Origin of the sequence: Lactobacillus crispatus (genome assembly GCF_018987235.1) — a bacterium.
GTDB lineage: Bacteria > Bacillota > Bacilli > Lactobacillales > Lactobacillaceae > Lactobacillus > Lactobacillus crispatus.
Window position 1 is genome coordinate 1,251,925 of record NZ_CP072197.1, and the last position, 16,703, is coordinate 1,268,627.

14 protein-coding genes and 1 pseudogene are annotated in these 16,703 nt (G+C 38.5%); 1 reads left to right on the top strand and 14 read right to left on the bottom strand.

From position 1 onward, the window contains the following. Positions 1-38: 38 nt before the first annotated feature. From citF to J6L97_RS06140, 14 genes and pseudogenes are all read right to left on the bottom strand, one after another. The gene (gene citF, locus J6L97_RS06075) at positions 39-1,580 is read right to left on the bottom strand and encodes a citrate lyase subunit alpha (protein ID WP_143436821.1); all 1,542 of its coding nucleotides are present in this window, start codon (positions 1,578-1,580) and stop codon (positions 39-41) included. Beyond that, on the bottom strand, positions 1,570-2,484 hold the full coding sequence (citE, locus tag J6L97_RS06080) for a citrate (pro-3S)-lyase subunit beta (RefSeq protein ID WP_013086264.1): 915 nt from the start codon (positions 2,482-2,484) through the stop codon (positions 1,570-1,572). The genes citF and citE overlap by 11 nt, the downstream gene beginning before the upstream one ends. Continuing rightward, positions 2,485-2,778, bottom strand: a complete 294-nt coding sequence (gene citD / locus J6L97_RS06085) for a citrate lyase acyl carrier protein (protein WP_005720311.1) — start codon at positions 2,776-2,778, stop codon at positions 2,485-2,487. Then, the gene (gene citC, locus J6L97_RS06090) at positions 2,768-3,823 is read right to left on the bottom strand and encodes a [citrate (pro-3S)-lyase] ligase (RefSeq protein WP_054832832.1); all 1,056 of its coding nucleotides are present in this window, start codon (positions 3,821-3,823) and stop codon (positions 2,768-2,770) included. Before citC ends, citD begins: the two co-directional genes overlap by 11 nt. Before the next feature lie 80 nt (positions 3,824-3,903). Further along, positions 3,904-4,694 (bottom strand): annotated as a pseudogene (locus tag J6L97_RS06095) (alpha/beta fold hydrolase). A gap of 81 nt (positions 4,695-4,775) precedes the next feature. Then, positions 4,776-6,245: a DASS family sodium-coupled anion symporter gene (locus tag J6L97_RS06100; protein WP_005720306.1), complete on the bottom strand. Its 1,470-nt coding sequence runs from the start codon at positions 6,243-6,245 to the stop codon at positions 4,776-4,778. A 16-nt stretch (positions 6,246-6,261) separates the two neighbouring features. Beyond that, positions 6,262-6,960, bottom strand: a complete 699-nt coding sequence (locus tag J6L97_RS06105; protein WP_005720304.1) for an RraA family protein — start codon at positions 6,958-6,960, stop codon at positions 6,262-6,264. Positions 6,961-7,212: 252 nt separating this feature from the next. Beyond that, positions 7,213-8,529: a C1 family peptidase gene (locus J6L97_RS06110; RefSeq protein ID WP_057726718.1), complete on the bottom strand. Its 1,317-nt coding sequence runs from the start codon at positions 8,527-8,529 to the stop codon at positions 7,213-7,215. A 138-nt stretch (positions 8,530-8,667) separates the two neighbouring features. Further along, entirely contained in the window at positions 8,668-9,597 is a 930-nt protein-coding gene (locus J6L97_RS06115; RefSeq protein ID WP_005720302.1) for an L-lactate dehydrogenase, read from the bottom strand. A gap of 196 nt (positions 9,598-9,793) precedes the next feature. Then, complete coding sequence (locus J6L97_RS06120; protein ID WP_013086259.1) at positions 9,794-11,170, bottom strand: flavocytochrome c; 1,377 nt, start codon at positions 11,168-11,170, stop codon at positions 9,794-9,796. 12 nt (positions 11,171-11,182) lie between these two features. Then, complete coding sequence (locus J6L97_RS06125; protein ID WP_057726719.1) at positions 11,183-12,586, bottom strand: class II fumarate hydratase; 1,404 nt, start codon at positions 12,584-12,586, stop codon at positions 11,183-11,185. A 130-nt stretch (positions 12,587-12,716) separates the two neighbouring features. Then, positions 12,717-13,418, bottom strand: coding sequence for a methionine ABC transporter permease (locus J6L97_RS06130; RefSeq protein WP_005722357.1), 702 nt, complete (start codon positions 13,416-13,418; stop codon positions 12,717-12,719). Beyond that, entirely contained in the window at positions 13,411-14,475 is a 1,065-nt protein-coding gene (locus J6L97_RS06135) for a methionine ABC transporter ATP-binding protein (protein WP_057726720.1), read from the bottom strand. The genes J6L97_RS06130 and J6L97_RS06135 overlap by 8 nt, the downstream gene beginning before the upstream one ends. A 12-nt stretch (positions 14,476-14,487) precedes the next feature. Then, the gene (locus J6L97_RS06140) at positions 14,488-15,342 is read right to left on the bottom strand and encodes a MetQ/NlpA family ABC transporter substrate-binding protein (RefSeq protein WP_054832833.1); all 855 of its coding nucleotides are present in this window, start codon (positions 15,340-15,342) and stop codon (positions 14,488-14,490) included. Positions 15,343-15,760: 418 nt separating this feature from the next. On the opposite strand from J6L97_RS06140, the gene J6L97_RS06145 reads away from it, so the two are divergent. Beyond that, entirely contained in the window at positions 15,761-16,702 is a 942-nt protein-coding gene (locus tag J6L97_RS06145; protein ID WP_005720295.1) for a DNA/RNA non-specific endonuclease, read from the top strand. Position 16,703: the final 1 nt, after the last annotated feature.

A 16,703-nucleotide genomic window follows, 5' to 3' on the forward strand; every position in this document is an offset into this window, starting at 1 on the left:
CACCTTTGTGATTACTTATTCATACATTTCGTTTTGAACTAATCCCTAACTTCCTTAATGGTATCAATGATAGTACCATCACGATACTCAACTAAGGCAACCGTACGATCAGTATATTCAAGTGGCTTTGGTACACCAACTTGTTTTTCAGCCATTTTTTGCAATTCATTAATATCCAAGATCTTAAGTCCTGGCACCTTACTAAAGGCATCCACTAAATCCTGGCGAGCTGGATTAATGGCAATTCCTCTTTCAGTTACTAAAACATCAATTGATGAACCTGGAGTAACAATAGTTTCTACTCTTGGAACAACAGTCGCATTACGTCCCCGAACAAGAGGAGCTGTAATAATCGTCATCTTGGCACCAGCTGCGGAATCATGGTGACCACCGACGGCTCCACGAATGACACCATCTGAGCCAGTCATAACATTAACATTGAAGTCAGTATCGATTTGTAAAGCTGACAAGATTGAAACATCCAAGTTGTTAACCACTGCACCCTTATTATGAGGATCAGCATACCAAGAAGCATCAATTTCTTGTTGATTTTTATTGTTAGCCATTGATTGGGCAGCACCCTTATCAAAGTCCTGCACATCCATAACTTTTCTGACTAGACCTTCTTCAAGTAAGTCAGTGGTAGGTTTAGTAATACCACCCAAAGCAAATGATGCAGTAATGCCATCATCAATCATACTTTGACGTAAGTACCTGGTGACAGCTAATGCAGCACCACCAGAACCAGTTTGGAAACTGAAGCCTTGCTTGTAATATGGAGAGTTAATGATTACCTGGTTAACCATTTGAGCAATCTTGAGTTCCTTAGGATCCTTGGTAAAGCGAGTGGCACCAGAACCAATCTTGTCTGGATCTCCGACTTTATCAATTTTAACCACATAATCCACTTGATCTTGCTGAATTGACGCAGGCGTATTTGGATAATCAACAATATTATCAGTTAATAAAACAACCTTATTAGCATAGCGAGCATCCATTAGGGCATAACCCAATGAGCCGAAGACGGCATCCCCATCTTGACCGTTAGCATTACCTGCGGGATCAGATACTGGCACACCCAAGAAGGCAACATCAACCTTAATCTCGCCCTCTTCAATTGAACGAGCACGATTACCATGTGAGCGGAAAATTACAGGATTCTTCAAGCCGCCATGTGAAACAAAATCACCTAGTGAACCGCGCATACCCGAAGAAGTAATATTAGTGATTACTCCCTTTTTAATCGCTTCGATAACTTTATCATTCATAACACCAGTAAGTGAACTTGGAGCCAAGGTTAAATCCTGGTAACCCATACTAATAATCTTGTCCATTACCAAGTTAAAAACATAATCCCCATTTCTAAAATGGTGGTGGAATGAAATAGTCATACCATCTTTCAGGTTATTCTTGATTACCTCATCAAGTGAATCAATAATCTTATTTTGTCCAGTAGTAACTCTTACCTTTGGAGCAACCCGCTTAACTTCAGGATGACCAATTTCAGTAGTTTCAAATGGTTTCAAATTCATTTTTTTCATTAAATCATCTGGTAATTCGCGTTTTACTTTATTCTCCAATGTAGTTACCTTCTTTATCAATCAAGTTAGAAGCTTTCGCTGTTTCCAAAACCCTGGTAGCCTTTTCTACAACTGGCTTATCGATCATCTTACCATTAAGTGAAATAACGCCTGAGCCCTTAGCTTTGGCTTCACGAATGGCATTTTCAACATTCTTAGCTTGCTCAATCTCTTCTTTAGTTGGATTAAAGACCTTATTAACCATTTGAATTTGACGTGGGTTAACCAAACTCTTGCCATCATACCCTAGTTCATGGATATAGTTAGTTTCACGATAGAAGCCTTCAGTATCCTTCATATTTGAGAACACTGTATCAAAGGCATATACGTCTGCGGCCCGAGCTGCTTGTAAAACCATGTTACGCGCAAATTCCAATTCGCGACCATCTGGATAACGATGAGTATGCATATCTGCAGTATAGTCTTCGCCAGATACCGCCAAGCCCATCATTAAAGGCGTTGCGGTTGCAATTTCTGGGGCATTTAAGACACCCTTGGCTGATTCGATGGCAGCCATCACGCCAATAGAACCATTTTCAATGTCAAATTCATCTTCCCAATGTTCGATATCCTTTACCAATTTTTGAATCATTGCAGCTGATTCAGTTTTAGGCAAGCGAATAACGTCAACGCCGGCTTTTACCATTGCCTTAACATCTTCATCGTAAAATGGCGTGTCTTGACCATTAACACGAACTACAATTTCACTGCCACCGAAATCGACTGTCTTAATTGCCTCATAGACCAACATTCTGGCAGCATCTTTTTCCGTTAATGAAACTGAGTCTTCCAAATCAAGCATAATCGAATCTGCACCATAAATGCCAGCATCCTTAATCATAGCTGGATTATTACCAGGTACAAACATCATGGTTCTACGCAAACGATTCTTAACGTATGTCATTTAGAGCACCTCCAAATCTGGCTTGTCTGAAGTTTCGGTTGCACGTTGTGCAGCTGCTAAAGTACGAGCCTTAATTACACAATCCAGTGCTCCCTTATCGGTTGCTTTAACCTTGGCATTTTCTAAGCCATAAGCTTTTAAGGTGTCAGTAATCACCTTTTCAATCTGATCTCCATAGGCCTTTTTTACTTCTGATTCAAGGTCAATCTCAATGCCGTTAGAACCCTTTGAAATCATGATTTGGATATCTGAACTCTCAAGTGTTCCCGCAACTGCTGTGGTTTTAATTTCCATCAATATTCATTCCTTTCTCAATTTTAGACTGCAATTTCTGCATGTTTTGCTTAATAAATTCATAAGTCGTTTCCGGCACGAATTTATTGATCTCTTTTAAATTGCCATCCTTGATCAGCTGTCTAACTTTAGTGGCAGTAACAATTTGACCGTCTTTTTCCAAGCGATCAATTACGATTACTTCAATCTCAGGACCAAGCTCATGCGCTAGGCTAACATTATAAAAGTGAGTCGTTCTTGAAATTGGTTCTTTACCAATATAACGACGGGTAATGTTCAGTCCTGGTGCAATTTGATTCTTAAAGACAGCCGCGTCTATCACCGTTTGTACAGCAATTAAATCGTCAGGTGATTTTAAGAAGTATGCTGGAAAAGTAGCTGGTGAAACCATGTAGTCTCCGCCAGAGATTACTTTCACATTACTAAACTCCTTAATACCTTCTTGCACCAATTTGAAGCGCTCATCAAAGCTAAACAAAGAAACATCATTAGCCACAACAAAGACATAAACCAAATCGTTTTCTTCACTAGCCATCTTAATCAAATGCTGATGACCCAAGGTAAACGGATTTGCATTCATGACTATTGCAGCGACCTTCTTATGCTCTTGATCTGCTATTTCGGGCACTTCAGCCACAAATTCCTTCACATCAGGCATTCCATTTTCTAAAAAGGCTGCCTGATCCGTCTTGGCTAACAAATTGAAGTGCAAGTGCTCAAAGCTAGTTGCATACTTTGCTTTAGTAAAGACAAAGGAATGGAAAATTCCATCATTAGTCAAATATTGCGTTAAGGCTGTAACCACTTTATTAAAGCGAGCCCCCTGCGTATCGGCATCATTCTTGACTCCGATATACTTTAAGACATTACCAGCCACACTACCAGTACCAACTAAATTGCCTTCCTCATCTTCTAGCCCAATAGTATGATCAATCACATTAACTTCGCGTTCACTAAAATCATTTAACCCCAATGATTCCAACAAGTTTTCCCATTTTTGCCTAGTTGTAGCGTCGTTTAAAAACAAATCAACGACTTTATCCATAAATATGCCGCCTTACTATTTCGGTAATCGTTTTCACAAATATAGTTTACTCTCTTAGTTTGATTATTTCAATTTATCTATTAATTTTTTAAATTTTTCAAAAATTCAGCAATAATCTCATGCGTTTTTTCTGGTTGCTCAGCCTGAGGCAAATGCCCACATTCCGGTACAATCGCCGTTTGAACATCTTGATTCAGCATTTTTATCGCTTGGGTAAATTCTGCATTAAAAAATGGCGATTTTCCCCAGCAATTACCAGCATGGGAACCGGCGTATCCAAAATCATGTCACGCCAATCTTGCTCCGCATGTTCAACTAAACAGTTATAGTTTTCGGCTGGATCATATGGGAATTCTTGATATTCCTTTTTAGCAGCCAAAAACATTTTTTCATCAATGTGATGGTAAAAAGCCTTGCCAAAATCAAATTTAAGCATGTCAGGATAATTATCCCAAGTTAGGTCTTTAAAGCCATACTTCCAGCTCTTATCCGCAATCATCTTTGGTGACTGGTCTAAATCAACCATTGCCTTTAGTCTACCTTTGCCATAAATTGACAAATATGCCCAAATATTGGCAGCCCCCATGGAATTTCCAATAGCTACTACATCATGCAAATTGAGCTTAACTAATAGCTCCTCTAAGTCAACTGCATGACGACTAATCCGCTGTCCACGATAGGTTCGTTCGGACTGTCCTTGATTGCGTGGATCAAGCATAATAAAACGATAATCATTTTTAAATAAGGCAATTAAATCTTGCCACATTTGACAAGATCCCCCTATACCTGGGATCCCAATCAAAGCAGGCTTATCTTCATCCCCCGTATCGGTATAATGCAAAATTACATCGTCATTAGTTTTAAATTTCATCTTTAATCTTCTTTCATTTTGATTACTCAATTCTATTATGACGCAAAAAAAGCAACCTGGTGATTCCAGATTGCTTATTTTTTACCATAAACCAATAATCTTCATCCAAAGAACTCCGACAGTTCCAAAAATAATCATATAGATTAATCCAAGGACAAAATTCATCTTCCACCATTCACCTTGTTTAACATAGCCAGTAGTAGCCAAAATTGAGGCAGGACCATTAGCATAGTGAGTGGTTGATGCGTTGATTGCACCAGTAAAGGCTAAAAGCATTGCGGAAAGGCCTAAAGGAGCACCAGTTGCAACCGCAACAGACAAGAATGGCAAATAAAGAGCAGTCATATGTGCAGTTCCACTTGCAAAGAAGTAGTGGGTGTAGAACAAAAGCAAAACTAGAATTGCCAATACAAAGCCCCAGCTAACACCATGAAGACCATTTTGAACTAATTTGGAGAACCAATCAATAAATCCGTATGAAATCAGCTTACCAGCCATGAACATCAGGATAGAAAGCCAAATCAAGATATTCCAAGCACCAGTTTCTTTCAGAGCATCCTGCATTGTTAACACACCGGTAATCATCAAAATAGTTACAGCCAGGAAGGCAACAAAAGTCGCATCTAATTGTGGGATCTTAAAGAAACCAGACAAAACCCATAAAACAATTGAAAGAATGAAGACTGACATCATAATTTTTTCTGGAGTTGACATTGGTCCCATTTTTGCTAATTTTTCATCAGCCCATTTCTTAGCATCTGGAGTTTCTTTAATCTCAGGTGGGTACATCTTGTAAATAACAAATGGAATGATTACTGCCAATACAGCAACAGGTACGATTGCAGTGAAAAACCAACCTGCCCAAGACATTTGATAGCCCTTTTGTGCGGCTAATTGTTGAGCCACCATGTTAGGAGCAGCACCGGTAATAAACAAAGCCGTTGATAAAATATTGGCATGAAAGGCAGTAAAGTCAATGTAGGCACCAATCTTTTTACGAGAAGCATCATCTGGCTTAGAATCGTAGCCTTCTTTTGAAACAGATTCAACAACTGGCCAAACGACCCCACCAGTACGAGCTGAGTTCGATGGAATTAAGGCACCGAGAATTAATTCCAATCCAGTAATCGCATAACCAATACCCAATGACTTCTTACCAAATTTTTGAATCATAATATAGGCAATACGGTTACCTAGACCTGTTTTACTAATACCATGAGCCATAATGAAGGCCATAGCGATTAACCATGCAGCAGAGTTACCAAATGAACTAAGCACGCCTTGATTAACTACCATACCTTTTGCATTTGTAACGTCCTTCATTGGTGCTAAGCCAACTAAAACAGTTACTACCAAGCCAGCTAAGGTTGTACCACCAATTGGCAAAGGTTTTGTAATACACCCTACAATTGTGGCAACGAAAACGGCAAACATTTGCCATGCCTGAACCGAAAGGCCACTTGGGCGCCATGGAGTAATACACCACAATACAATTCCAACGATCAAAGGCCAAATAAAGCCTTTATAATTCACTTTTTCTAAAGTTTTCATAAGAATCCCCTATTCTCTATGGACGATACACATCATCAATGATGTCAAAGCCTTTATCTGCTAAGCTTTTATCTACCCAACTTAAATCAACTTCTCCTTTGCTAAAGGCAATTGCTTTAGCCTCATCCTGCTCATGAAAAGCTTGTGCCTTAGGCAAAATCTCAGGAGCATCTTTACGTGGAATACAGATTACTCCATCAGCATCCCCTAAAATCACATCACCTGGGTTAACACTAACATTCCCACAAGCAACAGGTACATTTATTTCACCAGGTCCTTCTTTATATGGTCCACCTGGAGTAGTACTGGTTGCATAAATCGGCAGTTTCCAATTTCTTAAATTATCAATATCACGAATTGGGCCACCAATTACAATACCTGCAATTTTCTTTTGATCGCGTAAGTAAGACATCATTACCTCACCAATCAAAGATCTAGTGTTATCACCCTCGTCGTCGATGACAATCACATCGCCTGGCTGGCAATACTTTAAAGCCGCATAAATTGCTAAGTTGTCACCCGCCCTGGTGTGAACCGTAAATGCTGGACCAACCATTTCCTCATCAGGATTCGACATTAACTTAATTCTAGGATTCATAGCACAATTTCGTTCCATGCAATCCGCGGTATTAGAAGCTGGGATCTTTTTAAAACCAGCTACAACTTTTGGATCAGGCATTTGCCTCTTTAAATAAATTCTTTTTCCTACAGGCATAGAGTAGCTCTCCCCTCTTTATGCTCCCTAATCTATCTTGTTATTGTTAAACAAGCCTTTTTATAAAAACTAAAACTCATCACAACTCACAATTAGTATTATACACTTATCAATAGATTAAGCGGTTACAAATTTTAAATTATTTTGATTTTTTGCTTATTTTTTGAATTATTTAAACTCAAATAATTATGCAAAAAAAGAGAACTGGCTAATTAAACCAGATCTCTTTACTTGATCTTTGTTATTTTGATCTTATTCACCAAAGTTTTCCCAAGGCATTACATCAATTGCAGGTTGATCAAGCAACTCTTGCAATTCTTTTGGTAAAAATTCTTTCTTCACAATCACATCATAAACATATTGTTCAAACCATGGCTCGCTCATTTCGTAGAAGCCCTTGTGTCCATATTTATCACCCCAAGAATTTTCAACCTTCCACTTGCGAATGTGACCATTATCTTCATCAACACCAACTAAAGTCATATCATGAGTGGCAAAACCTTCCCCTGTATTCAAGCGGTCAGCCTTACTCATTTGCGTATCTACGTGGAATAATTGATCAGTCTTGTACAAGTCGGTATCAAGAAAACCAGTCTTTCTTTCCATTTGCTTTAAAACGTCATTACCAAAGCTGACTGCTTCACCTGCCTTAAGTTGCGCCACTGCAGCTTGAGCTAAATATTCAATTGGTACATTCAAATACTTAACTTGATCACCACCAGCAACATTATCATAAAGTGGCAAATGGTAAACTTTGTTGTATTCATGATTAGGGATGTTGGACAAAGCAACATAATCATCGAAATTAAAGTTCTTGAAATACTTTTGGACAAAAGCTTGTGGTGTCAGATCACGTTCCAAGTGATATTTCTTATCATCATCACGATATTCTAAGTCAAATTTCTTTGGTGGTTCACCCAAGGCTACAGAAACCATGCGATAAATCTCGTTCAAGAATTCCTTCTTAGTTTTTTCTGCTTCATCCTTCTTACCTTCACTGACTAATTTACGCAAAACAAGCGCATCTTTTCGTTCCTTGCGAGCCAAGTTCTCAGCCAAAGCAGTAGTATTATTGGTATTAAAACTCTCTGGCATTGCGTATGAAGGTACTACACCATATTTTTTAACTAAGTTAATGGCCATAGTCCAAAGACCACCATCTTCACCAGCAAATTCAAGCCATGCTTGGACATGACGATCAGTCAAAGGTTTATCTGCTAAACGAATAATTGCATTGTAAAAAGCGTTAGCACGTTCAATCTTGTCCCAGAAGAAATTATAAGCTTGTGAGAACGTAAAATCCTTGACCTTGTTTTCCTTGCCAAAGTAGTGGCGCAAAACATTCAAAGTAGTGAATTCCCAGCAACGACCAGAATGCTTCTGATCAGTTACACCGCCAATATCAAGTTCAGTTGAAAAGACATGATTAAGTCGTTCTGATACGCGGTCATTAAATGAAGCTTCAAGCAAACCACTACGACGAGCAGCACGAGAAGCTACTTTATTCTCAGGATTAGAATTAAAGCTTTCAGAAAAGCCTTCAATTTCTTGTTGTGAAATAACTGTCATGATATACCTCGTTAATTCTTATCTTTTAATCTTTTTATTAATCTTTTCTTATATAATACTATTTTCTAGCTTTTTTGTCATTAAGAAAAAGCCCTAGTTTTTTTGACAACTAGGGCTTTTAATAAAATTAATGATCAATTAAAGGTTTATACCTGACAAAACTTCTTGCATCTTGTCTGCTGAGTTAATCATCTTAGCATGCTCAGTATCGGAAAGCTTAGTTTCAATTACCTTTTCGATCCCTTCACCGTTAATAACGGTTGGGGTACCTAAGTAAAGATCATGCTTAATACCGTATTCACCATTAATCGGAGCTGAAAGTGGCAAACAAATTGCACGATTGTCCAAAATAGCTGAGACAATTTGAGTAAGCATCATTGCAACACCGTAGAATGTAGCACCTTTGTTGGCAATGATCTTGCCACCCTTCTTACGCACATCGGTCTCAATTTCTGCTAGAACATCATCGTTGATTTCTGAGTAATCACGGAGTGCCTTACCTGCAACTGTTGATTCATCAAAGTTTTCAAAACTAGTATCACCGTGTTCACCAAGAACCATTGAGTTAACCTTAGCAACTGGGACATTCAAACGCTTTGAAAGTTCAACACGAAGACGCATTGAATCAAGTGAAGTACCAGTACCAATTACACGGTTCTTAGGGAAACCAGACAACTTTTGGGTCAAAGTCGTCAAAATGTCAACTGGGTTTGCGGAAACAACAAAGACACCATTAAATCCTGATTCAACTACTGGCTTAACAATACTTTCCAAAATCTTAACGTTCTTGTTAACCAAGTCAAGTCTAGTTTCACCTGGCTTACGAGGAACACCAGCAGTGATCACACAAACGTCAGCATCTTTAGCATCACTATAATCGGCTGCAGGATGAATATTGGTTTGACCCATAAATGGCGTAATATCTTCAAGGTCCATTGAATCACCAACAGGACGATCCTTAGCTACATCAAAAATTGCTAATTCATCAACAATTGTATTTTGCAATAAGTCATTTGCAAAAGTTGAACCAACAGCACCATCACCAACAAGAAATACTTTTCTACTCATAAGTTAAATTAGTCCTTTCAAATGTTTATAAACTGTTTTTTATCTACATGATTAATTATACACTAAGCGCTTTCATTAGACACGATTTATTCCATAATTATAAATTATAATATCCCATCAAAATCTCGCCAGTGTTATTATTTCTATCGAAAAAGAGCAGTTAACCAACCGCTCTCTTTACATAATCTTTCTTATATTATTTACTTTCACGAACATATTTAGCCATCTGAATACCTGCTTGACGACCAAAAATAACTGTTTCGGCAATTGAGTTACCACCAATTCGATTATTTCCATGAAGTCCGCCAGATACTTCACCAGCTGCAAATAATCCATCAATTACATTACCATTAGTATCAAGTACTTGAGTTTCAGTATTAATATGAATACCACCCATAGTATAGTGAATTGCTGGATGAACATGAATTGCAAAGTATGGACCACGATCAAGTTCACGATCCATCCCAGTCGTTCTGCCAAATTCTTTATCCTTACCAGTTGTAACGGACTTATTCCAAGCGGCAATGGTCTTTTCTAAGTTGGCACCATTTACGCCAATTTTTTTAGCTAAATCAGCCAAATCAGTACCATGTTCTACTAAACCAATCTGGTCATAAAACTCAACTGCAGCAAAATGAGCCCGTACACCTGAGTCAAAAATCAAGTATGCCCCATCTTCATGCAAATTAGTAATTGCACTAGAAACAATCTTTCGTGTACTTAATTCATTAACAAAACGTTGACCATTCTTGTTAACTAAGATAGCACCTTCACCGCGCAGACCTTCACCAATTAAATAAACATGCGGATTATCAGTATCTGCAGTTGGGTGAACCTGAATGAAGTTCATTTGCATTAGTTGAGCATCAAGTGCTTCAGCAAGCTTCAGTCCATCGCCTGTAGCCCCTGGCTGATTAGTAGTCTTATAGTCAACTAAGTCTGGACGATACTTCTTAATGATATCCTTGGAAGCACCAAAGCCACCAGTAGCTAAAAGAACCACCTTAGCTTTAACTGTTTTAATGCCATCTGGTGTCTCAACTTCAACACCATTAACGCGCTTCTTAGCATCTTGCAACAACTTGGTAACTTTAGCACCAGTAAAGATGTCAATACCCGCTTTTTTCACCTGTGTTGTCATTCGTGAAGTTAGATAAAATCCAACTGGTTCCATTGAAGCAGGACGGTGAGCACGTTTCTTACTCATCCCTCCTGTAATGGTCAAATCAGTTAAACGAATACCATATTTCATCAACCATGAAATAGCTAAAGCAGAGTGGTTAACAAAGTACTTCAACATGGCACGGTCATTTAATAAACCTCCACCTTTTAAAGTTTCTTCATAGAAGTCACGGTTATTATCAATGATCCCTTCGTCAAGCTGAACCAAAGATTCAGAAGCGTTCATTCCACTTGAAGCACGACTAGTGTTACCACCAGTTTTCTCATTTTTTTCAAGCACAACAACATTTAGACCTAGTTCATGAGCTTGAAGTGCAGCAGTCAGACCTGCTCCGCCTGAGCCAACAACGATAGCATCATATTTATTCTTTAATTCTTTTGTATTTGGCATTTCTTACTTTCCCTATTCTTCTGGAGTAGACTTATCAACATTAGTCATTTGCATATAGTCCATCCATTCATCATATTGTTCTTCAGTAACTTTACCACTCTTCAAAGCAGCTTCTCTTAAAGTAGTGCCTTCTTTATCAGCAGTTTGCGCAATCTTAGCAGCAGCATGATAGCCAATATGTGGCGACAAGGCAGTAACGGTCATTAATGAATTCTCAAGTAATTCATCCATTCTTTCTTCATTAACCGTTAAGCCATGAATCATTTTATCAGCAAAACCAGTAATTGTACCAGTTAAAATATCACAACTATCTAAGAATGATGCAATGATGACTGTCTTGAAGACGTTCATTTCAAAATTACCTTGACTAGAAGCAAAGGTAATGGTGGTGTCATTACCAAATACTTTAGCAGCAGCCATTGTCACAGCCTCTGCCTGAGTTGGGTTAACTTTACCTGGCATAATACTTGAACCTGGCTCATTTGCTGGAATATTTAATTCATGGTAGCCCGCTCTCGGACCTGAAGCAAGTAAACGAATATCTTGCGCAATCTTAAACATATCAGCAGCCAATGTTTTAAGGGCACCATGAACTACATCAAGACCTGAATGGTGAGCTAAGCCCCAGAATTTATTAGTTTTAACTTCAAATTTATGACCATAGACTTCTGATAATTTACCAGCAATTTTTTCGGTCATTCCCGGTGCTGCATTCAAGCCAGTCCCTACAGCAGTCCCACCAATAGCTAATTCGTAGAGAGTTGGCTTCAATTCACGAATATATGATAAGTCATGTTTAAGAGCAGAAATATAGCCAGATAATTCTTGACCAAAAGTCAAAGGCGTTGCGTCTTGTAAGTGGGTTCGACCAACTTTAACAGTCTTCCAATATTTCTTTTCTTTAGCAACTAATTTATCAATTAAGTGTTGAATTGCTGGTTCCAACTTGTCCAATGCTTCAACGGCAACAATATTCATTGCAGTTGGATAAGTATCATTAGATGATTGACCACGGTTAACATCATCATTAGGCAAAATATCTAAACCTGGGTGCAATTTATTAGCCAAGTTAGCTACAACTTCGTTAACGTTCATGTTGCTTTGAGTACCTGAACCGGTTTGCAAAACATGAAGTGGGAAGTCCTTACGCAAGTCAGTATCGCTTAAAGCTAGCAAATGATCAATTGCATCTTCAATTGCTTCGCCTTTTTCTTTTGGTTCATCGCCAACTTCAACGTTACTTTCTGCAGCTGCCTTCTTTAAGTGTAAAAATGCTCGAATAATTTGCAATGGCATCAATTCACCACTTGGGAAGTTATTGCGGCTTCTTTCAGTTTGAGGGCCCCATAAAGCATTTTTAGGGATCTTAACTGGACCAATAGTGTCACTTTCAACACGGTATTCTTCTTCGCTCATATTATATTCCTCCTTATTAAGCTCTATAAGGTTTGCGTTAATTATCAATCACCATTTATAATACCTGTAAAGGCTTTCTTTTTCAATTTCATTCCAAAAAAAGACCCAGGATTTTTCCTGGATCATAGTTTTATCTAGACTGGTGATTCATTCTTTTAGCAAAGAAGTCACCAATGATTTGAACGATAAAAATCAAAATAATTACTAATACAGTAGCTACTAAAGTAACATCATTATTGAATCGGTTATAACCGTATGAAATAGCGGTATTACCTAAACCACCGGCACCTACAGCACCAGCCATTGCAGTCAAACCAATCAAAGAAATAATCGTCACCGTCGAAACACGAATCAGTTCTGAGCGAGATTCTCTTAAATAAACATCAAAGATAATATCACGCGCAGTTGAGCCCAAACTTTCTGCGGCTTCAACCTTACCTGGGTCAACACTTTCTAAAGCAACTTGTACCTGACGAGCATAAAATGGAAATACGCCTAAAGTTAATGGTACTAAGGCTGCCTTCATTCCGATCTGTGTACCTACAATTTTTTGAGTAACTGGTGCAACAAATGCAAGCAGGATAATGAACGGAATCGCTCTGAAGATTGAAACTAGCTTGTCTGAGAAATTGTACCAGAATTTATTGGGCCGAATCCCGCCATCCTTAGTTAAAACTAAAATCACGCCAAAGATAATACCAAGAATGCCACCAAAGATAGCTGACCAAAAAGTCATAAATAAGGTCTGAAAAATACTAGTGCCCCAGCCAGCGTCTCCGCCCCAGCCAAGTTGAACAACATTGGGTAAATATTTACTTAAGAAACTAATCATGATATACATTCCCCTTTTCATCTAAACGTGTAAATGTCACATTTTGCTTAGCCAAAAATTCTTGTGTTTGCTTTTGCTTAGCTGGATCGCCTTCCACCAATACCACCAAAGTACCAATTGGCTCTTCATTCAAAAGTTCAACATTCCCATAAAGCATTGAAACTTCTACGCCAATTTGCTTATACAATTCAATAATGATTGATTTAGTCACATTAGCTACGCTGTAAACTAATTGATAAATTGCTTCATTTTTGCCAAGCTTATCAAGCGCCAATGAATTCAAAGTAGAAATCGCTTCAAGTGATCCACCAACAAACTTCTTGGTTAAATCCTGCTTAGGATGTAAGAAGACATCTCGCAAACTGCCGTCTTCAATCACATTGCCGTGTTCCATGACGGCGACCTTAGTGGCAATCTTCTTAACAGCATCCATTTCGTGCGTGATTAAGATGACCGTTAAGTGGAACTTTTTGTTCAAACGCTTAAGCAGGTCCAAGATTTGTTGCGTATTTTGTGGGTCCAAGGCACTGGTTGCTTCATCAGAGATCAAAATATCTGGATTATTAGCCAAAGCTCTAGCAATCGCTACTCTTTGTTGTTGCCCACCAGATAATTCAGCTGGATAAAAGTCAGCCTTATCTTTTAAGTCAACCAGATCAAGCAGTTCCAATGACCGTTTTTCTAATTCCTCATCACTCAACTTTTCATGTTTTAAGGCAAAGGCTACATTTTCTAATACAGTCGTTTCATTTAATAGGTTAAAACCCTGGAAGATCATTCCGATGTTTCTGCGCTTTAATTGCAATTCTTTATTAGAAATCACCTGCTTGCCATCTTTAACAAATTCAGTGCCATCAACGGTAATACTACCGGCAGTTGGTTTTTGTAAAAGATTGACCGTTCTAACTAAAGTTGACTTACCGGCACCAGAGAAACCTACAATTCCATAAATGTCGCCTTTTTCAATGGAAAGAGAAACATTATTCACTGCTTTAACTGGTTCGCCCTTCTTCTGAGGGAAGGCCACTTCTACATTTTTTAATTCAACAATACTCATTTTTGATCCTCCTTACTTCAACTTAACGTCCCAGGCTGCAATTTGCGTATTGCCATAGTATTTCTTAGTTAGCTTCTTAGTTTCTGCAGTTTGGTAAGCCATGACGACATCTTGGTAAAGCTTGTCCTTTTGTTTGCCTTGTTTGACACAAAGAATGTTAATCCATTGTTTTGAATCTTTGTTAATTGGTTCAATGTAAATCGTTTGCTTATCAGTCAAGCCAGCAGGACCAGCATAATCATTATTTACTACAGAAGCGTCAACTGAATTCAATACTCGACCAGTTTGTTCAGCACCGATTTCCTTAATCTTGTAGTTATTTGGATTGCTGGTGATATCAGCTACAGTAACTAAGGTCTTACCCTTCTTCAACTTAATTAAGCCGGCATTTTTCAAAACAAACAGTGCTCTTGATTCGTTAGTAGCATCGTTAGGCACTGCAATCGTGGCACCATCAGGTAAGTCACTCAATTTATGATACTTGCGTGAATAAAGTCTGATCGGTGCGATGTAGGTTCTACCAATGGCGACAACGCCACCGTGATTTGCCTTATTCCAATCCTTTAAGAAGGCATAGTGTTGAAAAGCATTCATGTCAATATCGCCCGACTTCAAGGCCTTGTTAGGTTGGTTGTAATCCGTAAAGTTCTTAGTTTTTAAGGTAATACCATATTTTTCCTTAGCCGTTTTAGCAATTGACTTCCAAATTGCGGCTTCGGCTTTACTTTCCCCAACGATTCCGACTGTAACAGTTTTTGCCTGATTTTGACTGGGAATTCCTGGACCAAAACTAAACCAACCTGCAATCACGATCAGTATCCCAATGATCGTCCAAATAATGGTATTTCTTCTTCTCCGTTTTCTCATAAAATACACTCCTACTTTGATAAAAATAAAAAAGCACCCATCCCAAAAGGACGAGTGCTCGCGTTACCACCTTTAATTCGCTGATCACTTACGTAATCAACCTCACTGGCTATCAAAAAATAGCCTGCACTGTTAACGGATGCAGCCCCGCCGATAGCTAAATATCACCACCGGTCATCGTTCCAAACCCATATTCACTAGCTCCTATTTGCCAACTTTCACCACCACGCTGGCTCTCTTTATCAATAGAAGTTCTAGTTACTCAGTCCTTCAAGATGTTGTTTTCTTGATTTGTTATAAATAAGTTATCATCTTCTTTTAATCTAGTCAACATCTTTTTTAATTTTTATTAGATAAAAGCGATTTCATTGTATAATTAGGATATAGTTAAATAATTTATTTTTGCTAAGGAGAAAAAATGAAGAAAAATCGCTTTCGAAGTTTTGCTCTCTCATTAGCTGCAGCAATTGGATTCATTTCTTTTGCTAATACTAATGTCCCATGCAACAATCAAACCGTCTATGCTGTTTCAGATAAAGCATTAGTCAATTTGAAATACCACAACAAAGAAATTGTGACCGTTGATCATGATCAGCCGCAGTTTTCTAAGAGTACACTGAGCAAGAAAAAAGGTCCATGGCAAAAATATAGCCAATTAGATTATTTGAACCGAGCTCATGCTGCTAATGCTTTACTAAATAAAAGATTAATGCCACATAGTCAGCGTGCGGCTTTAACTTGGAATCCGACCGGCTGGCATAATAAACGAATCGCTAGTGGTTGGTTGTATAATCGGTGCCATCTAATCGGCTATCAGTTGACTGGTCAAAACAACAATCCACGCAATTTGATTACCGGTACGCGTGAATTAAATGATCCGGATATGCTTAAATATGAAAATGAGGTTGCTGAATATTTACGTAGTTCGAGCAAAAACTATGTCCGCTATCGGGTTACTCCAATATTTAAAGGGAATGACCTATTAGCTAACGGCGTTGAAATGGAAGCCGAAGCAACTAGCAAAAACGGGCCTCGCTTTAATGTCTACATTTTTAATGAGCAACCTGGTATGTTGCTTAATTACAAGACCGGTACTTCTAAGGTTAAACATGGGTCTAGTACTATTGCTGAACATGTAAAATCTAGAAAACGATCCACTTCTCGAGTAACCAAGAAACGAACCATTCACCATATCAAAGGTACTGTATCCACTGCAGAACACCGAGTCGTTGGCAATCGTCGCAGTAAGATCTACCATGTAATGAATGGGCAAAATTATCATATGTCATCAGCTAATGCAGTTTACTTCAACAGTGAAGCTGCCGCACAAGCTGCTGGATATCGAAAATCATTAAGGTAGT